This is a genomic window from Streptomyces sp. NPDC088387 (assembly GCF_044753385.1).
In the GTDB taxonomy this organism is placed as follows: Bacteria; Actinomycetota; Actinomycetes; order Streptomycetales; family Streptomycetaceae; genus Streptomyces.
This window is the reverse complement of the sequence record NZ_JBIVNC010000009.1, coordinates 239,074-263,801: the sequence shown is the minus strand read 5'-3', so window position 1 is coordinate 263,801 and position 24,728 is coordinate 239,074. Positions and strand designations below refer to the sequence as shown.

Sequence of the window (24,728 nt, the reverse complement as noted above, 5' to 3'; positions counted from 1 at the left end):
GTCCGGCGTGCGCGGGTCCGGCGTCCGCGGGTCCGGCGTCCGCGGCTCCGGCGTCCGCGGGCTCGGCCTTCGCGGCTTCGGCGTCCGCGGCTCCGGCCTTCACGGGCTCGGCGTCCGAGGGCTCGGCCTTCGCGGCTTCGGCGTCCGCGGCTCCGGCCTTCACGGGCTCGGCGTCCGAGGGCTCGGCCTTCACGGGTCCGGCCTCCGCAGCTCCGGCCTTCACGGGTCCAGCGTCCGAGGGCTCGGCCTTCACGGGTCCGCCGTCCGCGGCTCCGGCCTTCACGGCTCCGGCGTCCGCGGGCTCGGCCTTCGCGGCTTCGGCCTTCACGGGTCCGGCGTCCGAGGGCTCGGCGTTCACGCCTCCGGCGTCCGCGGGCTCGGCGTTCGAGGGCTCGGCGTCCGCGGGCTCGGCCTTCGGGGGCTCGGCGTTCGGGGGTTGGGCCATGTCCCTCAGTGTTACCGAGGGACGCGGACCACGCCCTCCTGGATCACGGACACGGCAAGCCGGCCGTCCTGGGTGTAGATCCGGGCCTGCCCGAGTCCCCGGCCGCCGTGGGCCGACGGGGACTCCTGGTCGTAGAGCAGCCACTCGTCGGCGCGGAACGGGCGGTGGAACCACATCGCGTGGTCCAGCGAGGCCCCGACGACGTCACCGACGGCCCAGCCGCCGCGCCCGTGCGCGAGCAGCACCGAGTCCAGCAGGGTCATGTCGGAGACGTAGGTGGCGAGGACGACGTGCAGCAGCGGGTCGTCGGCAAGCTTGCCGTTGGTGCGGAACCAGACCTGGGAGTGCGGTTCGCGCGGCTCGCCGAACCTGCCGAACGGCGGTTCGTCCACGTACCGAAGATCCACGGCGTCACGGGCCTCCAGGAACTTCCGCACGACCCCCGGGTCGAGATGGCCGTAGCCGCTCAGCCGCTCGGCCGAGGTGGGCAGCAGCTCCGGGTCGGGGGCGGCCGGCATCGGCGTCTGGTGTTCGAGGCCCTCCTCGTACCGCTGGAAGGAGGCGGACAGCGCGAAGATCGGCTGGCCGTGCTGGACCGCGAGGACCCGGCGGGCGGTGAAGGAACGCCCGTCGTTCATCCGGTCGACCGTGTAGACGATGGGGGCGCCGGGATCGCCGGGGCGCAGGAAGTACGCGTGCAGGGAGTGGGCGAGCCGGTCCTCGGGGACCGTACGCCCGGCGGCCACGAGCGCCTGGGCCGCGACCTGTCCGCCGAAGACGCGCGGGACGACGGCGGACCGGGACTGGCCGCGGAAGATGTCCTCCTCGATCTGCTCGAGGTCGAGCAGATCGAGGAGATCCTGAAGTGCCTCGTTCATGGCCCTTTTCTACCGGCCGGTAATTGCGGGGACCTTACAGGCCCATGTCCTTACAGGCCCATGTCCTTCGCGATGATCGTCTTCATGATCTCGCTGGTCCCGCCGTAGATACGGTTCACGCGGTTGTCCGCGTACAGGCGGGCGATCGGGTACTCGTTCATGAACCCGTAGCCGCCGTGCAGCTGGAGGCAGCGGTCGATCACCCGGTGGGCGACCTCGGTGCAGAACAGCTTGGCGCTGGCGGCCTCGGCCGGGGTCAGCTCGCCCGCGTCCAGGGCCTCCGTGGCGCGGTCGGCGACGGCCTCGGCGGCGTCCACCTCGGCCTGGCAGGCGGCCAGTTCGAACTTGGTGTTCTGGAAGTGCGCGACCGGCTTGCCGAAGACGACCCGCTCCTGCACGTACTGCTTGGCGAACCGGACGGCCGCCTTGGCCTGCGCGTACGCGCCGTAGGCGATGCCCCAGCGCTCGGAGGCGAGGTTGTGGCCAAGGTAGGAGAAGCCCTTGTTCTCCTCGCCGAGCAGGTCCTCGGCCGGGACCTTCACGTCGACGAACGCCAGCTCGGCGGTGTCGGAGGTCTTCAGACCGAGCTTGTCCAGCTTGCGGCCGACCGAGTAGCCCTCGGCCTTGGTGTCCACGACGAACAGGGAGATGCCGTGGCGGCGGTCGTCGGCGGTGGGCGCGGCGGTGCGGGCACAGACGATCATGCGGTCGGCGTGCACACCGCCGGTGATGAAGGTCTTCGAGCCGTTGAGGACGTAGTGCGTGCCGTCCTCGCTGAGCCTGGCGGTGGTCTTCATGCCCGCGAGGTCGGAGCCGGTGCCCGGCTCGGTCATCGCGATCGCCCACATCTCCTCGCCGGAGACGAACTTCGGCAGGAAACGCTTCTTCTGCTCGTCGGTGGCGAGCATCTTGATGTACGGCAGTCCGAGCAGCACATGCACGCCGGAGCCGCCGAAGGACACACCCGCGCGGGCGGTCTCCTCGTACAGGACGGCCTCGAACTTGTACGAGTCGATGCCGGCGCCGCCGTACTCCTCGTCCACGCGGATACCGAAGACGCCCAGCTCGGCGAGCTTGTAGTAGAAGTCGCGCGGCGCCTGGCCGGCGGCGAACCACTCGTCGTAGACGGGCACGACCTCGGCCTCGATGAAGGCGCGAAGGGTCTCCCGGAACGCCTCGTGATCCTCGTTGAACACCGTACGGCGCACCGCCGGCACCTCCTCTGCGCCTAAACCGGCGCCGCTCTCGCGTACGTGGTTGCTCGCCGTGTGGGTTGCTCAATTGATGGTTGAGGCCCGCTTGGCTAAGCGCTTGCTCATCAAAGGTACCGGCGAGTACGAACGCCCGTCCAGGGCCTTCCCCCCGTAACGCTCGTCACTCTCACCCCGACCGATTCCAGCCGGGTGGGCGAAATTTCAGCCCCTCCGGCGTTTGAGGAGCGGGTGCCCGGGGGCGGAGCCCCCGAGAGTGACCGGGACGGGTAGGGGCGGCGGGGGCGAGGAAAGCCCCCCGCTCAGCCCAGCTCGGGCGACTCCGCCGCGGCGAACGCCCCCCGCGCCATCCGATGCAACAGCTCCGCCGTAGCCCCCCGCCCCGGCAGGGACCCACGCCGCCCCAGATGAGGCGTGGAGTTCAGCAGCCCGAACACCGAGTGCACAGCGGAGCGCGCCGCGGGCTCCGCCAGCTCGGGATAGAGCTCCCGCACCACCCCCACCCACAACTCCACATACTGCCGCTGCAACTGCCGCACCAGCTTCCGGTCACTGTCCCGCAACCGATCCAGCTCCCGGTCGTGCAACGTAATGAGCGGCCGGTCGTCGAGCGCGAAGTCGATGTGCCCCTCGATGAGCGAGTCGAGCACGTCCCCCGGCGCACACCCCTCCCCCGCCTCCTGCACCCGCCGCTTCGCCCCGGTCAGCAGCTGCCCGCTGATCCCCACCAGCAGCTCGGCGAGCATCGCGTCCTTGCCGGGGAAGTGCCGGTACAGACCGGGTCCGCTGATCCCGACCGCGGCACCTATCTCGTCCACTCCCACACCGTGGAAGCCACGCTCGGCGAAGAGCCGGGCCGCCTCCTTGAGGATCTGCTCGCGCCGGGTGGGGGCGTCGGTTCTGATGGCCATGCCGGTAATTCTAGACAGGGAGGTTAGCGGTCGTTAACCTGGAGGAAATGCGTTAACGCTCATTAACAAGGTGAGGGGGCTCGCGGGATGGACCAGGCACCGGAGCTGACCAGTGCGGCAGACCCCGCATCGGAGGCCTGGCGGGCCAACGAGACGGCACATCGCGCGCTGGTCGAGGAGCTGCACAGCAAGCTGGCCGCGGCCCGGCTCGGCGGCGGGGAGAAGGCCCGCGCCCGGCACACCGCGCGCGGCAAGCTGCTGCCGCGGGACCGCGTGGACACCCTGCTCGACCCGGGCTCGCCGTTCCTGGAGCTGGCACCGCTCGCGGCCGACGGGATGTACGAGGGACAGGCACCGGCCGCCGGTGTGATCGCCGGGATCGGGCGGGTCGCGGGGCGCGAGTGCGTCGTCGTGGCCAACGACGCGACCGTCAAGGGCGGGACGTACTACCCGATGACGGTGAAGAAGCACCTGCGCGCCCAGGAGGTGGCCCTCGACAACCGCCTGCCCTGCGTCTATCTCGTCGACTCGGGGGGCGCCTTCCTGCCGATGCAGGACGAGGTCTTCCCCGACCGGGACCACTTCGGACGGATCTTCTTCAACCAGGCGCGGATGTCGGCCGCCGGGATCCCGCAGATCGCCGCGGTCCTCGGCTCGTGCACGGCGGGCGGGGCGTACGTCCCGGCGATGAGCGACGAGGCGGTCATCGTCCGCAACCAGGGCACGATCTTCCTGGGCGGCCCCCCGCTGGTGAAGGCGGCCACCGGCGAGGTCGTCACCGCCGAGGAGCTGGGCGGCGGTGACGTGCACGCGCGTGTGTCCGGGGTCACCGACCATCTCGCCGAGGACGACGCGCACGCGCTGCGGATCGTGCGGGACATCGTCGCGACCGTCCCTCCGCGCGGGCCGCTCCCCTGGGCGGTGACACCCGCCACCGAGCCCAAGGTCGACCCCTTCGGGCTCTACGGCGCGGTGCCCGCCGACCCGCGCACGCCCTACGACGTCCGGGAGGTCGTCGCCCGGGTCGTCGACGGCTCCCGCTTCGCCGAGTTCAAGCCCGAGTTCGGGCAGACCCTGGTCACCGGGTTCGCGCGGATCCACGGCCACCCGGTCGGCATCGTCGCGAACAACGGCATCCTGTTCTCCGAGTCCGCCCAGAAGGGCGCCCACTTCATCGAGCTGTGCGACCAGCGCGGCATCCCCCTGGTGTTCCTCCAGAACATCTCGGGGTTCATGGTCGGCAAGGACTACGAGGCCGGCGGTATCGCCAAGCACGGCGCCAAGATGGTCACCGCCGTCGCCACCACGCGTGTGCCGAAGCTGACGGTCGTGGTCGGCGGTTCCTACGGCGCGGGCAACTACTCGATGTGCGGCCGGGCCTACTCCCCTCGTTTCCTGTGGATGTGGCCCAACGCCAAGATCTCCGTCATGGGCGGCGAGCAGGCCGCCTCCGTGCTGGCCACCGTCAAGCGCGACCAGCTGGAGGGCCGCGGCGAGACCTGGCCGACGGACGACGAGGACGCCTTCAAGGCCCCGATCCGCGCGCAGTACGAGCATCAGGGGAACGCCTACTACGCGACCGCCCGGCTCTGGGACGACGGCGTCATCGACCCGCTGGAGACCCGGCAGGTCCTGGGCCTGGCCCTGACCGCGTGCGCCAACGCGCCCCTGGGTGACCCCCGGTTCGGCGTCTTCCGCATGTGAGGCGTGCCCACCACGCCCCCTCCCAACGCCCCCCGACATGCCCGAGGCAGCAAGGAAGTCCACGATGTTCGACACCGTGCTCGTCGCCAACCGCGGTGAGATCGCCGTACGCGTGATCCGCACCCTGCGCGCGCTGGGTGTGCGTTCGGTCGCCGTCTTCTCGGACGCCGACGCCGACGCCCGCCATGTCCGCGAGGCCGACACGGCGGTACGGATCGGTCCGGCGCCGGCGGGCGAGAGCTATCTGTCGGCCGAGCGGATCCTGGCGGCGGCGGCCCGCTCGGGCGCCCAAGCCGTCCACCCCGGCTACGGCTTCCTCGCGGAGAACGCGGCCTTCGCGCGGGCCTGCGCCGACGCCGGGCTCGTCTTCATCGGACCGCCCGCCGACGCGATCGCGCTGATGGGCGACAAGATCCGCGCCAAGGAGACGGTGAGCGCGGCCGGGGTGCCGGTGGTGCCGGGCGGCCGTGACCCCGAACTCGCCGAGGCCGCCCGCGCGTTGGGCGCACCGGTGCTGCTCAAGCCGTCCGCGGGCGGCGGCGGCAAGGGCATGCGGCTGGTCCGGGACCTGGCCCTGCTGGACGACGAGATCGCGGCCGCCCGCCGCGAGGCCCGCGCCTCCTTCGGCGACGACACGCTCCTCGTCGAGCGGTGGGTCGACCGGCCCCGGCACATCGAGATCCAGGTCCTGGCGGACGCGCACGGCAATGTCGTGCACCTCGGTGAGCGCGAGTGCTCCCTCCAGCGCCGCCACCAGAAGGTCGTCGAGGAGGCGCCGTCGGTCCTGCTCGACGAGGCGACACGGGCCGCGATGGGCGAGGCGGCCGTGCAGGCGGCCCGCTCGTGCGGGTACCGGGGCGCGGGGACGGTGGAGTTCATCGTGCCGGGCGGCGACCCGTCCTCGTACTACTTCATGGAGATGAACACCCGCCTCCAGGTGGAGCACCCGGTGACCGAGCTGGTCACGGGTCTGGATCTGGTGGAGTGGCAGCTGCGGGTCGCGGCCGGCGAGCCGCTGCCCTTCGGGCAGGACGACATCACGCTCACCGGGCATGCGATCGAGGCCCGGATCTGCGCGGAGACCGTATCCGTCAAAGAGGGGGCGCGCGGGTTCCTGCCGACCGGCGGCACGGTGCTGCTGCTCCGCGAGCCGCAGGGCGACGGCGTCCGCACCGACTCGGGCCTGAGCGAGGGCACCGAGGTGGGCAGTCTCTACGATTCGATGCTCTCCAAGGTGATCGCGTACGGCCCGGACCGCGCGAGCGCCCTGCGCGGGCTGCGGTCGGCCCTCGCCGGGACGGTCACGCTGGGGGTGCAGACCAACGCCGGGTTCCTGCGCCGGCTCCTCGCGCATCCGGCGGTGGTCGCGGGCGAGCTGGACACCGGCCTGGTGGAGCGGGAGGCGGACGGTCTGGTCGCGACCGGGGTGCCGGACGAGGTGTACGCGGCGGCGGCGCTGCTGCGGCAGGCCGGTCTGCGGCCCGACGGCGGCTCCGGCTGGGTCGACCCGTTCTCCGTGCCGGACGGCTGGCGGCTCGGCGGCGAGCCGGCCTGGACGGTACACCATCTGCTGGCGCCGGGACACAGCCCGGTCGCGGTCGGCGTCCGAGCCGGCCGGGACGGCGGGGCCGAGGTGCTGCTGCCCGGCGCCGCGGCACCGCTGACGGCAACCCTGCCGCGGGCGGCGGAGCCGCGGTGCGCGTTCCTGCTGGACGGTGTGGCCCACAGCTTCCACCGCGCGGGCGACTGGATCGGCCGGGACGCCGACGCCTGGCAGGTGCGCGACCACGATCCGGTGGCCGCGTCCCTGACCGGCGCCGGGCACGGCGGTGCCGGCTCGCTGACCGCGCCGATGCCCGGCACGGTGACCGTGGTGAAGGTCGCCGTCGGCGACACGGTGAGCGCCGGGCAGAGCCTGCTGGTCGTGGAGGCGATGAAGATGGAGCACGTCATCTCCGCCCCGCACGCGGGCACGGTCGCCGAACTCGATGTCACACCCGGCACGACGGTCGCCATGGACCAGGTCCTCGCGGTCGTCGCGCCCGCCGAGGAGGAGACGGTATGAGCACCCCGGAGCTGGGCCTCCCGATGGTCGTACCGGCCGCGGGTCTGCCCGCGCGTGTCCGTATCCACGAGGTCGGCGCACGGGACGGTCTACAGAACGAGAAGGCGACCGTACCGACGGAGATCAAGGCGGAGTTCATCCACCGGCTGGCCGCGGCCGGGCTGACCACGATCGAGGCGACGAGCTTCGTCCACCCGAAGTGGGTGCCCCAACTGGCCGACGCCGAGCAGCTGTTCCCGATGCTCGGCGACCTGGACGGGGTCCGGCTGCCGGTCCTCGTGCCGAACGGACGCGGGCTTGACCGTGCGCTGGCCCTCGGCGCCCGCCGGGTCGCCGTCTTCGCCAGCGCGACGGAGTCCTTCGCCAAGGCCAACCTCAACCGCACGGTCGACGAGGCGCTCGCCGTGTTCGACCCGGTGGTGGCGCGGGCCAAGGCGGACAGGATGCACGTCCGCGGCTATCTCTCGATGTGCTTCGGCGACCCGTGGGAGGGCCCGGTCCCGATCCACCAGGTGGTCCGGGTCAGCAAGGCCCTGATGGACATGGGCTGCGACGAGCTGAGCCTCGGCGACACGATCGGGGTGGCGACCCCGGCCCACGTCCAGGACCTGCTGGCCGAGCTCAACGAGGAAGGGGTGCCCACGTCGGCGATCGGCGTGCACTTCCACGACACCTACGGCCAGGCGCTCGCCAACACCCTGGCCGCGCTCCAGCACGGCGTCAGCACCGTCGACGCCTCCGCGGGCGGCCTCGGCGGCTGCCCGTTCGCCAGGTCCGCCACGGGCAACCTCGCCACCGAAGACCTCGTGTGGATGCTCCGCGGACTCGGCATCGAGACCGGGGTGGATCTCGGCCTGCTCACCGCCACCAGCGCGTGGATGGCCACCCGTCTGGGCCGCCCCAGCCCGTCCCGCACCGTCAGAGCCCTGTCCCACGAAGACCGGGCCCAGGACCAGCAGGAGCAGTGAGCCAGATGAATCACCGACTCTCCCCCGAACTGGAAGAACTCCGCCGCACGGTCGAGGAGTTCGCCCACGACGTCGTCGCCCCGAAGATCGGCGACTACTACGAGCGGCACGAGTTCCCCTACGAGATCGTCCGCGAGATGGGCCGCATGGGCCTGTTCGGCCTGCCCTTCCCGGAGGAGTACGGCGGGATGGGCGGCGACTATCTCGCCCTGGGCGTGGCCCTGGAGGAGCTGGCCCGGGTGGACTCCTCGGTCGCCATCACGCTGGAGGCGGGTGTCTCGCTCGGCGCGATGCCGCTGCATCTGTTCGGCACGGAGGAGCAGAAGCGCGAGTGGCTGCCCCGGCTCTGCTCCGGCGAGCTGCTCGGCGCCTTCGGTCTGACCGAGCCCGACGGCGGCTCGGACGCGGGCGCGACCCGCACCACGGCCCGGCTGGACGAGAGCACCGGCGAATGGGTGATCAACGGCACCAAGTGCTTCATCACCAACTCCGGCACGGACATCACGGGTCTGGTCACGGTCACCGCGGTCACCGGCCGCAAGCCGGACGGCAGGCCGCTGATCTCCGCGATCATCGTCCCGTCGGGCACCCCGGGCTTCACGGTCGCGGCGCCCTACTCGAAGGTCGGGTGGAACGCCTCGGACACCCGTGAGCTCTCCTTCGCGGACGTCCGCGTCCCGCGGGCCAACCTGCTGGGTGAGCAGGGCCGCGGCTACGCCCAGTTCCTGCGGATCCTCGACGAGGGCCGGATCGCCATCGCGGCACTCGCGACGGGGCTCGCCCAGGGCTGTGTGGACGAGTCGGTGAAGTACGCGAAGGAGCGGCACGCCTTCGGCCGGGCGATCGGCGGGTACCAGGCGATCCAGTTCAAGATCGCGGACATGGAGATGCGGGCGTACACGGCCCGGCTCGCCTGGCGCGACGCCGCGTACCGTCTGGTGGCCGGTGAGCCCTTCAAGAAGGAGGCGGCCCTCGCCAAGCTGCACTCGTCGACGATCGCGGTCGACAACGCCCGGGAGGCCACCCAGATCCACGGAGGGTACGGCTTTATGAACGAGTACCCGGTGGCCCGGATGTGGCGGGACTCCAAGATCCTGGAGATCGGCGAGGGGACCAGCGAGGTACAAAGGATGTTGATTGCACGAGAGTTGGGGCTCACGAGCTGAGACATCCCGGGTGACGGGTGGCTCGCGGTTGGGATTCACAGGGGGCCGCCCCCTGGACATCATGTGAGGTTAGGCTAACCTATCTTCGAATTGTCCGGCGGGCGCTCCGCCCTGTTCGAAAGCAGTCACCCTCATGTCCAACGCCCGTGCCACCCACCTCACCCGCCGCGGCATCCTCGCCGCCGGCGGCGCCCTCGGCCTCGGTTCCGTGCTCGCCGCGTGCGGGGGCGACGACGCGAAAAGCGGTGGCTCGGACTCGACGGCCTCCGCGAAGGCGTCCGGTCCGTGGACGTTCAAGGACGACCGCGGTGAGACCGCCAAGGCCGACAAGGTGCCGTCCAGCATCGTCGCCTTCATCGGAGTCGCCGCCGCCCTCCACGACTACGGCGTCACGGTCAAGGGCGTCTTCGGCCCGACCGAGACCGCGGACGGCAAGCCCGACGTGCAGGCCGGCGACCTCGACATCACCAAGGTCACCAACCTGGGCAACGAGTGGGGCAAGTTCAACATCGAGCAGTACGCCTCGCTCGCGCCGGACGCGCTGATCTCCACGATGTTCGACGACCAGGGCACGCTCTGGTACGTCCCCGAGGAGTCCAAGGACAAGATCCTCGCCGTCGGTGCCCCGAGCGTCGGCATCTCCGTCTACGACCGCCTGCTCACCCAGCCGCTGGAGCGCATGGTCGAGCTCGCGAAGTCGCTCGGCGCGGATGTGACGTCGGCCAAGGCGGCCGACGCGAAGAAGCGGTTCGAGGACGCGGCGGCGCGGCTGCGGGCCGCCGCCAAGGCGAAGCCCGACATCAAGGTGCTGGTCGGCTCCGCCAGTCAGGACATCTTCTACGTGTCCGGCACCAATCTCTCCGCCGACCTGGAGTACTTCAAGTCGCTGGGCGTGAACTTCGTCGAGCCGCCCGAGTCCGCGAAGGACGACGGTGGCTGGTTCGAGTCGCTGAGCTGGGAGAACGTCGACAAGTACGCGGCGGACGTCATCATGATGGACAACCGGACGTCGGCGATTCAGCCTGCCGACATCACTGAGGGCACGTGGAAGCAGTTGCCTGCGGTGAAGGCGGGGCAGGTCATTCCCCGGGACACCGAGCCGATCCTGTCGTACGACAAGTGCGAGCCTGCGCTCACCGCTCTTGCGGAGGCGTTGGAGAAGGCCAAGAAGGTCAGCTGAGCTTGGCTGACGCGCGGGGGAAGGCGCGGGTCGTTCGTGGTTGATCGCGCAGTTCCCCGCGCCCCTGAAGCCGGCCGATCCCCCCGCCGGCCGAGAAGTCGACGCCGATCGAGGAACCCCCCATGCCCACCGCCGCCACGGTCTCCCCCTTCCGGTTCTTCGCCCTGCATGTCGTGAGAACCCTGCGGCTCGGGCCCTCGCTCGTGCGGATCTGCTTCGGCGGGGACGAGCTGCGGGACTTCCACTCCCACGGACGTGACCAGTCGCTGTCGCTCTTCCTGCCGCACCCGGGGCAGGAAGAGCCGGCCGTGCCCGTCGAGCTCGGATGGGGGTCCCCCCGCTCGAGCGAAGCCGAGAGTGGGGGAGGGTGGTGGCAGGGGTGGCGGGAGTTGCCGGACGACGTACGGGCCGTCATGCGGTCGTACACGCTGCGGTCGCTGCGTACGGACGCGGCGGGGGCAACGTACGAGATCGACATCGACTTCGTGCTGCACGGGGTCGAGCCCGGTGCCGCCGTGCCCGCCGGGCCCGCCTCGCGGTGGGCCGCGGACGCCGCCGCCGGTGACCGGGTGCTGCTGCTCGGGCCGGCCGTCGAGGACAACCGGGCCATCCGGTTCCGGCCGCCGCGGGACACCGACCTCGTGGTCCTGTGGGGCGACGAGACCGCGCTGCCGGCCGTCGCCGCCATCCTTGAGACACTGCCCGCCGGGCTGGCCGCCCGGGTGTGGCTGGAGGTGCGCGACGCCGGGGACATCCAGGACCTGGTGACCGACGCGGACGCGGAGATCACCTGGCTGGTGCAGGACGGCGCCGAGATCTCCCCCATGGCTCTCGGCGCCCTGCGCGAGGCCCAACTGCCGCCCGCGGAGCACCCGTACGTCTGGATCGCCGGCGAGTCCGGCTGTGTGAAGCGGCTGCGCCGGGTCTTCGTCCAGGAGCGCGGCATCGACCGCAGACGGGTGACCTTCGTCGGCTACTGGCGCCAGGGGCTCTCCGAGGAGCAGCTGCGCGAGCAGGGCGACTGAGCCGTGTCCACTGCGTGACACCACAACTTCGCTGAGTGTGACGGACGTTACGGCAGAGGCTTGCCCCGCGTCCCGTTACTTAGGTTAGGCTAACCTAAGTTGAAGCCGAGGTTCCGCCTCCCTTCCGTCCCCCAAGTACTCCCAAGTCCCCCCAAGTCCCACCGGAGGACCCCCACATGCGCTCGCACCTGCTCAATGACACGACCGCGGAGCAGTACCGCCGCTCCGTGACCGAGGGAGTGGAGCGGGTGGCGACCAGACTCGCCACCACGGAACGGCCGTTCACCGGCGTCACGGTCGACGCCCTCGCCCCCCGCATCGAGCAGATCGACCTGGACCAGCCGCTGCACGACACCGGCGCGGTCCTCGACGAACTGGAGGACGTCTACCTCCGGGACGCGATCTACTTCCACCACCCCCGCTATCTCGCCCACCTCAACTGCCCGGTCGTCATCCCGGCCGTGCTCGGCGAAGCGGTCCTGTCCGCCGTCAACTCCTCCCTGGACACCTGGGACCAGTCGGCCGGCGGCACCCTCATCGAGCGCAAGCTCATCGACTGGACCACCCAGCGGGCCGGCCTCGGCCCCGCCGCCGACGGTGTCTTCACCTCCGGCGGCAGCCAGTCCAACCTCCAGGCGCTGCTGCTCGCCCGCGAGGAGGCCAAAAGCAACTCCGCGGCCAAACTGCGCATCTTCGCCTCCGACGTCAGCCACTTCAGCGTGAAGAAGTCGGCGAAACTGCTCGGCCTCGGCCAGGACGCGGTGGTCTCCGTCCCCGTCGACCACAACAAGCGGATGCAGACCGTCGCGCTGGCCCGGGAGCTGGAGCGCTGCAAGAAGGCCGGTCTCGTCCCCATGGCCGTCGTCGCCACCGCCGGCACCACCGACTTCGGGTCCATCGACCCGCTGCCCGAGATCGCCGAGCTGTGCGCCCAGTACGGCACCTGGATGCACGTCGACGCCGCCTACGGCTGCGGACTGCTCGCCTCGGTCACCCGCCGCGCGCTGCTCGACGGCATCGAGCGCGCCGACTCGGTCACCGTCGACTACCACAAGTCCTTCTTCCAGCCGGTGAGTTCGTCGGCCCTGCTGGTCAAGGACGCGGCGACGCTGCGCCACGCCACCTACCACGCGGAGTACCTGAACCCCCGCCGGATGGTGCAGGAACGTATCCCCAACCAGGTGGACAAGTCCCTCCAGACCACCCGCCGCTTCGACGCCCTCAAGCTCTGGATGACCCTGCGCACGATGGGCGCCGACGGCATCGGCGGCCTCTTCGACGAGGTCTGCGACCTGGCCGAGGAGGGCTGGAAGCTGCTCGCCGCCGACCCGCGCTACGACGTGGTGGTCGCGCCGAGCCTGTCCACCCTGGTCTTCCGCTACATCCCGGCCGCGGTCACCGACCCGTCCGAGATCGACCGCGCCAACCTCTACGCCCGCAAGGCCCTGTTCGCCTCCGGCGAGGCCGTCGTCGCGGGCACCAAGGTGGGCGCCCGCCACTACCTGAAGTTCACGTTGCTCAACCCCGAGACGCGGGTGTCCGACATCGCCGCCGTCCTCGACCTGATCGCCGGCCACGCCGAGCAGTACCTTGGAGAGTCCCTTGACCGCGCTTCCTGAAGCCACCGGTGCCACGAAAGAGACCTACGACTTCGTCGGGATCGGGCTCGGGCCCTTCAACCTCGGGCTCGCCTGTCTGACCGAGCCCATCGACGGACTCGACGGTGTCTTCCTGGAGTCCAAGCCGGACTTCGAGTGGCACGCCGGGATGTTCCTCGAAGGCGCCCATCTCCAGACGCCGTTCATGTCGGACCTGGTCACCCTCGCCGACCCGACGTCCCCGTACTCCTTCCTCAGCTATCTGAAGGAGCGCGGCCGGCTCTACTCGTTCTACATCCGCGAGAACTTCTACCCGCTGCGCGTCGAGTACGACGACTACTGCCGCTGGGCCGCGAGCAAACTGACCAGCATCCGCTTCGGCACCACGGTCACCGAGGTGACGTACGACGAGGGGGCCGGGCTGTACGCCGTCCGGACCGCGGCCGGTGACGAGTTCCGCGCCCGGCGCCTGGTCCTGGGCACCGGCACCCCGCCGTACGTCCCCGAGGCCTGCCGCGACCTCGACGGCGACTACCTGCACAACTCCCAGTACATGCGGCACAAGGCGGAGTTGCAGAAGAAGGAGTCGATCACGCTGGTCGGCAGCGGTCAGTCCGCCGCCGAGATCTACTACGACCTGCTCAGCGAGATCGACGTACACGGCTACCGGCTGAACTGGGTGACGCGCTCGCCCCGGTTCTTCCCGCTGGAGTACACCAAACTCACCCTGGAGATGACCTCCCCGGAGTACATCGACTACTTCCGTGAGCTGCCGGAGCAGACCCGCTACCGCCTCACGAACCAGCAGAAGGGCCTGTTCAAGGGCATCGACGGCGATCTCATCAACGAGATCTTCGACCTGCTCTACCAGAAGAACCTGGCCGGCCCGGTGCCCACCCGGCTGATCACCAACTCCGCGCTCACCGGTGCCTCGTACGTCAACGGCACGTACACGCTGGACTTCCGCCAGGAGGAGCAGGAGAAGGACTTCGCGCTGGACTCGCAGGGCCTGGTCCTCGCGACCGGATACCGCTACGCCGAGCCCGAGTTCCTGGGGCCCGTCGGCGACCGGCTGCTGCGCGACTCGCAGGGCAACTTCGACATCGCCCGCAACTACGCGATCGACGTCACCGGCCGCGGGATCTTCCTCCAGAACGCCGGTGTGCACACCCACAGCATCACGTCCCCGGACCTGGGCATGGGCGCGTACCGCAACAGCTGCATCATCCGCGAGCTGCTCGGCACCGAGTACTACCCGGTCGAGAAGACCATCGCCTTCCAGGAGTTCGCCGTATGAGCATCGGTACGTTCAGCTTCCGCCCGCTCGATCCGCTCCGGGACGCCGAGCTGCTGCACGGCTGGGTGACCCACCCCAAGGCGGGGTTCTGGATGATGCGGGACGCCCGGCTCCAGGACGTCGAGCGCGAGTACATGCGGATCGCCGCCCACGAGCACCACCACGCCTTCCTCGGCCTGCACAACGGCGAACCGGCGTTCCTGATGGAGCACTACGACCCCCGGTACGTCGAACTGACCGGCCTCTACGAGCCGGAACCCGGTGACGTCGGTATGCACTTCCTGGTCGCCCCCACCGACCGGCCGGTGCACGGATTCACCCGGGCCGTCATCACCGCCGTCATGACCGAGCTGTTCGCCGACCCGCGCACCCGCCGGGTCGTCGTCGAGCCCGACGTCACCAACACCGCCGTACACGCCCTGAACGCGACCGTGGGCTTCGTCCCCGAGCGCGAGATCGACAAGCCGGAGAAGCGTGCCCTGCTGAGCTTCTGCACCCGCCAACAGTTCCTGAGCACGCACAGTCCGGCTTCCCGAGGAGTCGCCGTATGACCTTGTCCGACGCCGTGGCGCATCTGTCCCCCCACCGCTGGGCGCGGGCCAACCGCCTCCTGATCCGCAAAGCCCTCGCCGAGTTCGCCCACGAGCGGCTGCTCGCACCGGCGACCTCCGACGACGGCACGTACGTCGTCCGCGGTGACGACGGGCTCACGCAGTACCGCTTCACCGCCGTCCGCCGTGCCCTCGACCACTGGCAGATCGACGCGGACTCCATCACCCGGCACCGCGAGGGCACCCAACTCCCGCTCGCCGCACTGGACTTCTTCATCGAGCTGAAGCAGACCCTGGGCCTGAGCGACGAGATCCTGCCGGTCTACCTGGAGGAGATCTCCTCCACCCTCTCCGGCACCTGCTTCAAACTGACCAAGCCGCAGATCCCGGTCGCCGAGCTGGCGAAAAGCTCCTTCCAGGACATCGAGACCGGCATGACCGAGGGCCACCCCTGCTTCGTGGCCAACAACGGCCGGCTCGGCTTCGGCGTCCACGAGTACCTCTCGTACGCCCCCGAGACGGCGAGCCCGGTCCGCCTGGTGTGGCTCGCGGCCCACCGCTCCCGCGCCGCGTTCACCGCGGGCGTCGGCATCGAGTACGAGTCGTTCGTCCGCGACGAGCTGGGCAAGGAGACCGTCGAGCGGTTCGACGACGTGCTGCGCGCCCAGGACCTGGACCCGGACGACTTCCTGCTCATCCCCGTCCACCCCTGGCAGTGGTGGAACAAGCTCAGCGTCACCTTCGCCGCCGAGATCGCCCAGCGGCATCTGGTCTGCCTCGGCGAGGGCGACGACGAGTACCTCGCCCAGCAGTCCATCCGGACCTTCTTCAACACCTCCGCCCCCGACAAGCACTACGTGAAGACGGCCCTGTCCGTCCTCAACATGGGCTTCATGCGCGGCCTGTCCGCCGCCTACATGGAGGCGACCCCGGCCATCAACGACTGGCTCGCACAGCTCATCGAGGGCGACCCGGTGCTCAGGCGGACCGGCCTGTCGATCATCCGCGAGCGCGCGGCCGTGGGCTACCGGCACCTGGAGTACGAGCGGGCCACCGACCGCTACTCGCCGTACCGCAAGATGCTGGCCGCGCTGTGGCGCGAGAGCCCGGTCGGGGCGCTGCGCGAGGGCGAGTCCCTCGCCACCATGGCCTCCCTGGTCCATGTCGACCACGAGGGCGCCTCGTTCGCGGGCGCGCTGATCGCCCGGTCCGGACTCACCCCGCAGGAGTGGCTGCGCCGGTATCTGAAGGCGTACTTCACCCCGCTGCTGCACAGCTTCTACGCCTACGACCTGGTGTTCATGCCGCACGGCGAGAACGTCATCCTGGTCCTGAAGGACGGCGCCGTGCAGCGCGCGATCTACAAGGACATCGCCGAGGAGATCGCCGTCATGGACCCGGACGCGGTGCTGCCGCCGACGGTGGAGCGGCTGCGCGTGGAGGTCCCGGAGGACAAGAAACTCCTGTCGATCTTCACGGACGTCTTCGACTGCTTCTTCCGTTTCCTCGCCGCGAACCTGGCGGCGGAGGGAATCCTGGAGGAGGACGACTTCTGGCGGACGGTCGCGGACATCACCCGCGAGTACCAGGACTCGATGCCCGAACTCGCCGACAAGTTCAAGCAGTACGACATGTTCGCGCCCGAGTTCGCCCTGTCCTGCCTCAACCGTCTCCAGCTGCGCGACAACAGGCAGATGGTCGACCTCGCGGACCCGGCCGGCGCCCTCCAGCTCGTCGGCACCCTCCAGAACCCCCTCGCGGGGTTCTGACCCCCAGGAACAGACGGGCACCCCGGGGTACGGTCCCCCGGGGTGCCCGTCGCCGTCTCCGTCCACGCGGACGCGGCGGCTCAGCCCGCCCGGGACGTCCCCGCGGGCCAGGGCACCTGGGTGGACCGGTAGTAGCGGATCCCCAGGGCGTCCCAGCGGGCGGCCTGGGCGGCGAGCCGCGTCCGGTAGTCCGCCCAGTCGTGGGTACGGGCGGGCGACCAGCCCAGTTCGGCGACTCCCGGCAGCCGGGGGAACGCCATGAACTCCAGTTGCCCGGAGTCCCCCAGGGTCTCGGTCCACAGCGGGGCCTCGACCCCGCGCACGGCGGACGCCGGCACACCCGCGAGATAGGCACCGGGATCCCAGTCGTAGGACCGCCGCACCTCGACGTATCCGGCCCAGGTGAGCCCGAGCGGGGTCGAGGCGTTGTACTTCATGTCGAGATAGACCCGGTCGGCCGGCGACAGCACCACACCCGCCCCGGCACGCGCCGCCGCGGCGACCCGTTCCTTCTCCGCCGCACTGGTGCCGTCCAGCCCCCAGTACTGCACCACGGCCCCCGGCGCGGGCGCCGCACCGGCCAGCTGGTGCCAACCCACCACTGTCTTGCCGTACTCGGCGACCACCGGCTGCACCCGGGACATGAACGCCACGAAGTCCTCGTGGCTGGTCGAGTGCGCCTCGTCGCCGCCGATGTGCAGATAGCGGCCGGGGGTCAGCGCCGCGATCTCCCGCACCACGTCGTCCACGAAGTCGTACGTGATCTCCTTCGGCACACACAGGGAGCTGAAGCCGACCTGGGTGCCGGTGTAGAGCGGGGGCGCGACGCCGTCGCAGTTGAGCTCGGCGTACGAGGCGAGGGCCACGTTGGTGTGGCCCGGCATGTCGATCTCGGGGACGACCTCCAGGTGCCGGGAGGCGGCGTACTGGACGATCTGCCGGTAGTCGTCCTTGGTGTAGTGACCGCCGGGGCCGCCGCCGACCTCGGTGGAGCCGCCGTAGGTCGCCAGGCGCGGCCAGGAGTCGACGGCGATCCGCCAGCCCTGGTCGTCGCTGAGGTGCAGATGCAGCTTGTTGAACTTGTAGAGCGCCAACTGGTCGATGTAGCGCTTGACTTCGGCGACCCCGAAGAAGTGCCGGGAGACGTCGAGCATCGCGCCCCGCCAGCCGTAGCGCGGGGTGTCCTCGATGGTGCCGCCCGCCACCTGCCAGGGGCCCGGCTGCACGGAGTCCCGCTCCACGGCGGCCGGGAGGAGCTGGCGCAGGGTCTGCACCCCGTGGAAGAGGCCGGCGGGCCGCCGGGCGGTGAGGGTGACACCGCCGCTGCCGCTGTCGAGCCGGTAGCCCTCGTCGCCGTACGGACCCTCGGCGAGGCGCAGCTGGATGCCGCCCGAGCCGGTCGTGGTGACGGGCAGCCGGTAGCCGGTGGAGGGCCGCAGCACGTCGGCGAGCTGGTCGGCGACCTCGCGGACGTCCGGGGAGCCGTCGGTGCGGATGGCGGTGGTGTCGGTGATGCGGTACGGCGTGCCGCCCGGGGTGACGGAGGCGGGGGCCGGGACGACGCGGTCGAGGGGGACGGTGTCGCTCGCGCCCGGGGCCGCCGGGGCGGCTGCGGTGAGTGAGGTGCCCACCGCGGCGACGAGCAGCAGGGAACCCAGAAGGCGGAACGTTCTGCGGTGCTGGTTCACAGGCGATCCCTTCCTTGTGACCCACCACTCTCCCGCGAGCCGGATGAAACAATCCCTCTCATGGCGGAAATCATCCAGAAGGACGGCACTTGGGACTTCGACGGTGACGCGCTGCGCCTGACGCCCGGCCGGGACAAGTCCGTCGGCCTGCTGCGCAGGACACTGGGCGAACTCGTCGTGCCCCTGGGCGCGTTGGCGGGCGTCTCCGTCGAGCAGGGCCGCAAGTCGGGGCGGCTCAGGCTGCGGCTGCGGGACGGCGCCGATCCCCTGCTGCACGCGACAGGCGGCCGGCTGTCGGAGCCGCACGACCCGTATCAGCTGGTGGTGGAGGCGGACCGGTACGGGGTCGCCGAGTACTTCGTGGACGAGGTCCGCAACGCGCTGCTGCTCGACCAGGTGCCGAGCGATCCGGTGGACACCTATCTGCTGCCGGGCCCGGCGGTGCCGCTGTCCGCGGCGGCCGGGGACGCGACGGCGAGCTTCGACGGCGACCAGGTGCGTCTGGAGTGGAACTGGAAGACGGAGGAGGCGAAGGCCGCCGCCGGGACCCGGACGATCGGCGTCGGTGACATCACGGCCGTGGAGTGGCATCCGGCGGCGGGCCTGGAGAACGGCTATCTGCGGTTCACCGTGCGCGGCGCGCCGACGAAGGCCCCGCCGAAGTACGACCCCAACTCCGTGGAGCTGTGGGGGTTCAAGCGGGATCCGCTGATGGCCCTGATCGCGGCGGCCGTACAGGCCCGGCTCGCGCATCCGGCGGCGCCCGCGGCGGCCGGGGCGGCCCGCCCGCAGCTCACCGAGGGGACCACGCCGGCCGCGGTCACCGCCGCCGAGGACGACCACGACGCGCTGCTGCGGCGGCTGCGGGAGCTGGGCGAGCTGCACCGCTCGGGGGTGCTGACGGACGAGGAGTTCGCGCTGGCCAAGCAGGCGGTCCTCAAACGGATGTGAGGACCGCCCGCCTTGGGACGGATTGCCCTTGCCGGTCCGCTACTTGGCTTTGCGCGCCACCGTGAAGTGGTCGACCTCGGCGCCGGTCTCGGCGATGCCCCGCACCTTCAGGGTGGACAGCCGGCCGCGCGAGGCGGGCGTCACGTCCACCCGCAGGAACGAGTAGTCGAGGTAGCGCACCCGCGACCAGGCGACCGTCTCGTTCTGCTTGCCGCCCTCGACACAGACGAACGAGGCGACGGAGTCGTTGTCCTTGACGTGGCCCTCGTAGGACTGGTCGGCGCTGAACGCGTACAGGCTGCGGCCCGCGGCGCCCGCGGTGACGTAGACGGTGCCGTCGGTCTCGGAGTACGCCGTGCCGCCGATCGGCAGCTCCTTGGTGACCTTGTTGCCCTTGAGCACGTCGGTGCGCTCGTAGACGTGGTTGTGGCCGTTGATGACCAGGTCGACGGTGTACTTGTCGAACAGCGGCACCCACTCCTTGCGGACCCCGCCCTCGGAGGCGTGCGAGGTGGAGGTGCAGTAGGCGCAGTGGTGGAAGAACACCACGATGAAGTCGATGTCCCGGTCGGCCCGGTACTGCTTGAGCCGGCTCTCCAGCCACCTGGTCTGGGTGCCGCCGGAGATGCCGAGGTTCGCCGGGATCTCGAACGAGATGTCGTTGGCGTCCAGCGAGATGATCGCCGTGTTGCCGTGCACGAAGGAGTAGACGCCGGGCAGGTTCTTCCTGTCGGGCCCGTTCTCCGGGAGCTGCCAGCGGGCCTCCTCGCCGCCGTAGCCGTTGGGCGAGTACCAGGCCTCCATGTCGTGGTTGCCGTACGCGACCATCCACGGCACCTGCCGGGCCACCGACTCCGTCTGGTACAGGAACTGGTCCCAGACGCGTGAGTCGAAGCCGGCGTCGGAGGTCTGGCCGGCGCCCGCCGGGTCGCCGTAGGCGATGTCGCCGGCGTGCAGGTGGAAGGCAGGGTTCTGACCGAGGATCAGGGCGTCGTTGGCGAGGCCGTGGTAGCTGACGCCCTGGTCGCCGAAGGCGGTGAAGGTGAACGGCTCGGCCCGGTCGGGGGCGGTGGTGAAGGTGCCGAGGGTGCCGGCGAGGTGGCCGGCGGCCGGGTCGAAGCCGTCGTGGCCGACGCCGTAGTAGTACGTGCGGCCGGGGCGCAGGTGGGTGAGCCGCGCATGGACGTAGTACTGCGTGTGGTCGCCGCTCGCGCCGATACCGGCCGGGGTGTGGAGGTTGCGCACCTCGGCGTCGATCTTGCGGGAGAGGTCCCAGGGGTGGGCGCCGATCCGCACGAAGGGCCGCTTCACGGCGACCGGGACCTGCCAGGAGACCGTCATCTCCGTGCGCGGGTCGGCGCCGTAGGCGAGGTGCCGACCGAAGGGGGCGACGTGCGCGCCGTCGACCGTGGTGGCGGAGGTGGTGCGCTGGGTGGGTACGGCGGCCTGCGCCACCGCGCCCGGGACGAACGCGCCGCCCGCGACGGCGCCGAGGGTGACGGCACCGCCTCTGATCATCGTGCGCCGGGAGAACCTGGCGCGCAGGTACTCGTGCTGCTCCGCCATGCTCATGCGCTCGGCGAGCCGCTCGGGTACGCCCATGCGAGGAATGTCCATGAGGTCAGAAGCTGCTCGCTGCACACATCCGCCCGAGGAACAACCCACCAAGGAACGCCCATGGACGTCCCATAACTGAGCCAACAGGCGATACGACACCCCCCTGCCCGGAATCGGGCAGGATTCTTGCGAAAGCCTCGCCGGTACTCCAGGATCTACCGGGTGCACGACGAACTCGTAGATCATCTGACGCGGTCCACGCCCCTCAGCCGGGGCGAGGCGCTGCGGGTGATCCAGGACGTGCTCGCCTACTTCGACGAGACGACCACCGAGTACGTCCGTCGCCGCCATCGCGAGCTCCAGGCCCAGGGCCTGGTCAACGCGACGATCTTCGAACGGATCGAGGCGGACCTCAAATACCGGGCGGTGGCACCCCCGGAGCTCACGCTCCGCCAGCTGCGCCGCATCGTCTACGGCTAGGAATACGGGACACCCCTATATGTGCGGAATCGTCGGATACATCGGGAAGCGTGACGTGGCCCCGCTGCTCCTGGAGGGCCTTCAGCGCCTGGAGTACCGCGGCTACGACTCGGCGGGCATCGTCGTCACCACGCCCAGGACGGCCGGCCTGAAGATGGTCAAGGCCAAGGGCCGGGTCCGCGACCTGGAGGCCAAGGTCCCGGCACGCTTCAAGGGCACCACCGGTATCGCCCACACCCGCTGGGCCACCCACGGCGCCCCGTCCGACGTCAACGCCCACCCGCACCTGGACGCGGAGGGCAAGGTCGCCGTCGTCCACAACGGCATCATCGACAACGCCGCCGACCTGCGCCGCAAACTGGAGGCGGACGGCGTCGAGTTCCTCTCCGAGACCGACACCGAGGTCCTCGTCCACCTCATCGCCCGCGCGCAGGCGGAGAAGCTGGAGGACAGGGTCCGCGAGACGCTCCGGCTGATCGAGGGCACGTACGGCATCGCCGTACTGCACGCCGACTTCCCGGACCGGATCGTCGTCGCCCGCAACGGCTCCCCGGTGGTCCTCGGCATCGGCGAGAAGGAGATGTTCGTCGCCTCCGACATCGCCGCGCTGGTCACCCACACGCGGCAGATAGTGACTCTGGACGACGGCGAGATGGCCACCCTCAAGGCCGACGACTTCCGTACGTACACCACCGAGGGCACCCGTACGACCGCCGAGCCCACCACCGTCGAGTGGGAGGCCGCCTCCTACGACATGGGCGGCCACGACACCTACATGCACAAGGAGATCCACGAGCAGGCCGACGCCGTCGACCGGGTCCTGCGCGGCCGGATCGACGACCGCTTCTCCACGGTCCACCTCGGCGGCCTCAACCTGGACGCCCGCGAGGCCCGTGCCGTGCGCCGCGTCAAGATCCTCGGCTGCGGCACCTCGTACCACGCCGGCATGATCGGCGCCCAGCTGATCGAGGAGCTGGCCCGGATCCCCGCGGACGCCGAGCCCGCCTCGGAGTTCCGCTACCGCAACGCGGTCGTCGACCCCGACACCCTGTACATCGCCGTCTCCCAGTCCGGTGAGACCTACGACGTGCTGGCCGCCGTCCAGGAGCTGAAGCGCAAGGGCGGCAAGGTCCTCGGCGTGGTGAACGTGGTCGGCTCGGCGATCGCCCGCGAGGCGGACGGCGGCATCTACGTGCACGCGGGCCCGGAGGTCTGCGTCGTCTCGACGAAGTGCTTCACCAACACCACCGTCGCCTTCGCCCTCCTCGCCCTGCACCTGGGCCGCGTCCGCGACCTCTCGGTGCGCGACGGCAAGCGCATCATCGCGGGCCTGCGCCAACTCCCCACGCAGATCGCCGAGATCATGGCGCAGGAGCCGGAGATCGAGAAGCTGGCGCAGACGTACGCCGACGCCCGCTCGATGCTCTTCATCGGCCGCGTGCGGGGTTATCCGGTGGCCCGCGAGGCCTCCCTGAAGCTCAAGGAGGTCTCGTACATCCACGCCGAGGCCTACCCCGCCTCGGAGTTGAAGCACGGCCCGCTGGCCCTCATCGAGCCGGCCCTCCCCACCGTGGCGATCGTCCCCGACGACGACCTCCTGGAGAAGAACCGCGCCGCGATGGAGGAGATCAAGGCCCGTAGCGGCAAGATCCTGGCGGTGGCCCACCAGCCCCAGGAGAAGGCCGACCAGACCCTCGTGGTCCCCAAGAACGAGGACGAACTCGACCCCATCCTCCTCGGCATCCCCCTCCAACTCCTCGCCTACCACACGGCATTGACCCTGGGCCGAGACATCGACAAGCCAAGGAACCTGGCCAAGTCGGTAACGGTGGAGTAGCCAACCCGGGTGGGTTTTCAGGGGCGCGGGGAACTGCGCGACAAGCCCCCACCCACCCGCGGAGGCCCCACAACGGAACGGACCCCCACGCGCTGCCACCAGGCACGGGGGGTCCGCTCCGGTTCGCCGGGGAAGCCCAACCCCCGACGCGGCGCAGCTAACCGGTGGCCGTCACACCCCGGCCCGCAGCGCGCCCAGGAAGAGCCGTGGGCCAGTGCGCCAACGCGGCGGTCGCGGCGTACCACGCCACAACCCCCGCCCCGACGGCGACCCATCCGCCAACCTTGGTCAACCCGTCGTTCTCCGCGAAGAAGGCGATGGACAGAAGCAGCAGGGACACGAAGAACAACCCGTACGCGGCCTGCCCCAGCGCATCGCCACCGGCGACCGTCAGGGTCAGCGCCACCAGGGCGAACAGCAGCAGGAACAGCCCGGCCGCGTTGGCCGACACCTGGTTGTCGGCGGAGACGGCCCAGGTGAACCAGAGCGCTCCGAGCGCGGTGAACGCGGTCCCGGCCCCGGCGTCCCGGTCCCGGAACGCCAGCAGTCCGGCGACGAAGAGGGCGACTCCGCCCACGTACTGGGCGATTGACACGGCGTCAGCGGCCGAGACACCGTCGATCACGTCGGTGTACCCCAGCCCGAAGGCCAACAGGGTGATTCCCAGGGCGAGTCGGCCGACCACGGTGGTGATTCCGCTTCCCGCGGAGACGGCGTTGTCCACGGCGGGCTCCCTTCATGCATGTGCAGTTGCGCGGTGACCGATATATGCCCTTCACAAGGGCACAAACACCTCTACGCGCGAGTAGTTTCACGCACCGCGAGGATGTCGGCCGACCGCGCCAACGGCTCATTTCACCAGGGACGACGGCGAGTTACGGAATCGAGTCACGGAATGACGACGACAGGGCGCCTGGCCCGCTTGGCGAGCCGTCCGGCGACCGAGCCGAAGATGCGCCCGACGATGCCGTGTGTGGAACCGACGACGATGGCGTCCGCCTCGTACTCCCGCCCGACCTCTTCCAGTTCGTGGCAGATGTCGCCGCCGCGCTCGACCAGGATCCAGGGCACCTCGGCGAGGTAGTCCGCACAGGCGAGCTCCAGACCGAGCACCTCGGTGCGGTGGTCCGGGACGTCGACGAAGACGGGTGGCTCACAGCCGGCCCACACCGTGGTCGGCAGTCGGTTGGCCACATGAACGATGATCAGGCCCGACCCGGAGCGCCGGGCCATGCCGATGGCGTACGCGAGGGCACGCTCACTGGAGGTGGAGCCGTCGAAACCGACTACGACGCCGTGCTTGAAAGCGGGGTCGCACGCATGACGAGGCTCTTCCGCCGCCAGGGGATCGGCCGCCGTGTGATCGGCGACCGGCCGCTTGCGGTCCGCGGGTTCGGAGAATTCGTGACCGGCCATGGCTGTCTCGGCGTTGTGATCCTTCATGGGT

At 70.4% G+C, this 24,728-nt stretch carries 20 protein-coding genes; 13 read left to right on the top strand and 7 right to left on the bottom strand.

Translation table 11 applies throughout. The annotated features are described in order from the left end of the window. Positions 1 to 456: 456 nt before the first annotated feature. The 3 genes from ACIQAC_RS24875 to ACIQAC_RS24865 all read right to left on the bottom strand — a co-directional run bounded on the left by ACIQAC_RS24875 (position 457) and on the right by ACIQAC_RS24865 (position 3,445). Positions 457 to 1,323: an acyl-CoA thioesterase gene (locus tag ACIQAC_RS24875; protein ID WP_402194242.1), complete on the bottom strand. Its 867-nt coding sequence runs from the start codon at positions 1,321 to 1,323 to the stop codon at positions 457 to 459. A gap of 50 nt (positions 1,324 to 1,373) precedes the next feature. Next, positions 1,374 to 2,531: an acyl-CoA dehydrogenase family protein gene (locus tag ACIQAC_RS24870; RefSeq protein ID WP_402194240.1), complete on the bottom strand. Its 1,158-nt coding sequence runs from the start codon at positions 2,529 to 2,531 to the stop codon at positions 1,374 to 1,376. A 305-nt stretch (positions 2,532 to 2,836) separates the two neighbouring features. Next, positions 2,837 to 3,445 (bottom strand): TetR/AcrR family transcriptional regulator, encoded by a 609-nt coding sequence (locus tag ACIQAC_RS24865; RefSeq protein WP_402194238.1) that lies wholly within the window; start codon positions 3,443 to 3,445, stop codon positions 2,837 to 2,839. Positions 3,446 to 3,532: 87 nt separating this feature from the next. On the opposite strand from ACIQAC_RS24865, the gene ACIQAC_RS24860 reads away from it, so the two are divergent. From ACIQAC_RS24860 to ACIQAC_RS24815, 10 genes are all read left to right on the top strand, one after another. After that, positions 3,533 to 5,149 carry a carboxyl transferase domain-containing protein gene (locus tag ACIQAC_RS24860; protein ID WP_402194236.1) on the top strand — a complete coding sequence of 539 codons (1,617 nt, stop codon included), beginning with the start codon at positions 3,533 to 3,535 and terminating at the stop codon, positions 5,147 to 5,149. A 64-nt stretch (positions 5,150 to 5,213) separates the two neighbouring features. After that, complete coding sequence (locus tag ACIQAC_RS24855) at positions 5,214 to 7,214, top strand: acetyl/propionyl/methylcrotonyl-CoA carboxylase subunit alpha (protein WP_402194235.1); 2,001 nt, start codon at positions 5,214 to 5,216, stop codon at positions 7,212 to 7,214. Continuing rightward, positions 7,211 to 8,182, top strand: a complete 972-nt coding sequence (locus ACIQAC_RS24850; RefSeq protein ID WP_402194234.1) for a hydroxymethylglutaryl-CoA lyase — start codon at positions 7,211 to 7,213, stop codon at positions 8,180 to 8,182. Before ACIQAC_RS24855 ends, ACIQAC_RS24850 begins: the two co-directional genes overlap by 4 nt. Positions 8,183 to 8,187: 5 nt before the next feature. Next, positions 8,188 to 9,348 carry an acyl-CoA dehydrogenase family protein gene (locus ACIQAC_RS24845; RefSeq protein ID WP_402194233.1) on the top strand — a complete coding sequence of 387 codons (1,161 nt, stop codon included), beginning with the start codon at positions 8,188 to 8,190 and terminating at the stop codon, positions 9,346 to 9,348. A 133-nt stretch (positions 9,349 to 9,481) separates the two neighbouring features. Continuing rightward, a complete protein-coding gene (locus ACIQAC_RS24840) occupies positions 9,482 to 10,528 on the top strand; it encodes an ABC transporter substrate-binding protein (protein ID WP_402194231.1) in 1,047 nt (348 codons plus the stop codon). Positions 10,529 to 10,650: 122 nt separating this feature from the next. Next, positions 10,651 to 11,553: a siderophore-interacting protein gene (locus ACIQAC_RS24835; protein WP_402194229.1), complete on the top strand. Its 903-nt coding sequence runs from the start codon at positions 10,651 to 10,653 to the stop codon at positions 11,551 to 11,553. A gap of 176 nt (positions 11,554 to 11,729) precedes the next feature. Then, on the top strand, positions 11,730 to 13,172 hold the full coding sequence (gene desA, locus ACIQAC_RS24830) for a lysine decarboxylase DesA (RefSeq protein ID WP_402194228.1): 1,443 nt from the start codon (positions 11,730 to 11,732) through the stop codon (positions 13,170 to 13,172). Further along, positions 13,156 to 14,448, top strand: coding sequence for a lysine N(6)-hydroxylase/L-ornithine N(5)-oxygenase family protein (locus ACIQAC_RS24825; RefSeq protein ID WP_402194227.1), 1,293 nt, complete (start codon positions 13,156 to 13,158; stop codon positions 14,446 to 14,448). The genes desA and ACIQAC_RS24825 overlap by 17 nt, the downstream gene beginning before the upstream one ends. Further along, on the top strand, positions 14,445 to 14,999 hold the full coding sequence (locus ACIQAC_RS24820; RefSeq protein ID WP_402194226.1) for a GNAT family N-acetyltransferase: 555 nt from the start codon (positions 14,445 to 14,447) through the stop codon (positions 14,997 to 14,999). Before ACIQAC_RS24825 ends, ACIQAC_RS24820 begins: the two co-directional genes overlap by 4 nt. Continuing rightward, positions 14,996 to 16,768 carry an IucA/IucC family protein gene (locus ACIQAC_RS24815; RefSeq protein ID WP_402194224.1) on the top strand — a complete coding sequence of 591 codons (1,773 nt, stop codon included), beginning with the start codon at positions 14,996 to 14,998 and terminating at the stop codon, positions 16,766 to 16,768. Before ACIQAC_RS24820 ends, ACIQAC_RS24815 begins: the two co-directional genes overlap by 4 nt. Positions 16,769 to 16,848: 80 nt before the next feature. Here ACIQAC_RS24815 and ACIQAC_RS24810 read toward each other — a convergent pair whose 3' ends face one another. Continuing rightward, entirely contained in the window at positions 16,849 to 18,456 is a 1,608-nt protein-coding gene (locus ACIQAC_RS24810) for a beta-N-acetylhexosaminidase (protein WP_402194222.1), read from the bottom strand. Positions 18,457 to 18,516: 60 nt separating this feature from the next. Here ACIQAC_RS24810 and ACIQAC_RS24805 point away from each other — a divergent pair, with 60 nt between their 5' ends. Next, positions 18,517 to 19,407 (top strand): DUF4429 domain-containing protein, encoded by an 891-nt coding sequence (locus tag ACIQAC_RS24805; RefSeq protein ID WP_402194220.1) that lies wholly within the window; start codon positions 18,517 to 18,519, stop codon positions 19,405 to 19,407. Between the two features lie 39 nt (positions 19,408 to 19,446). Here ACIQAC_RS24805 and ACIQAC_RS24800 read toward each other — a convergent pair whose 3' ends face one another. Beyond that, entirely contained in the window at positions 19,447 to 21,009 is a 1,563-nt protein-coding gene (locus tag ACIQAC_RS24800) for a fibronectin type III domain-containing protein (protein ID WP_402194218.1), read from the bottom strand. Positions 21,010 to 21,186: 177 nt separating this feature from the next. Here ACIQAC_RS24800 and ACIQAC_RS24795 point away from each other — a divergent pair, with 177 nt between their 5' ends. Then, a complete protein-coding gene (locus ACIQAC_RS24795; RefSeq protein ID WP_402194484.1) occupies positions 21,187 to 21,444 on the top strand; it encodes a hypothetical protein in 258 nt (85 codons plus the stop codon). Between the two features lie 19 nt (positions 21,445 to 21,463). Continuing rightward, positions 21,464 to 23,281 (top strand): glutamine--fructose-6-phosphate transaminase (isomerizing), encoded by a 1,818-nt coding sequence (gene glmS / locus ACIQAC_RS24790; RefSeq protein WP_402194217.1) that lies wholly within the window; start codon positions 21,464 to 21,466, stop codon positions 23,279 to 23,281. A gap of 157 nt (positions 23,282 to 23,438) precedes the next feature. Here the strand turns inward: glmS and ACIQAC_RS24785 are convergent, their stop codons facing one another. Beyond that, positions 23,439 to 24,005, bottom strand: coding sequence for a GPR1/FUN34/YaaH family transporter (locus ACIQAC_RS24785; protein ID WP_402194215.1), 567 nt, complete (start codon positions 24,003 to 24,005; stop codon positions 23,439 to 23,441). 164 nt (positions 24,006 to 24,169) lie between these two features. Then, positions 24,170 to 24,697 (bottom strand): universal stress protein, encoded by a 528-nt coding sequence (locus tag ACIQAC_RS24780; protein WP_402194482.1) that lies wholly within the window; start codon positions 24,695 to 24,697, stop codon positions 24,170 to 24,172. Positions 24,698 to 24,728: the final 31 nt, after the last annotated feature.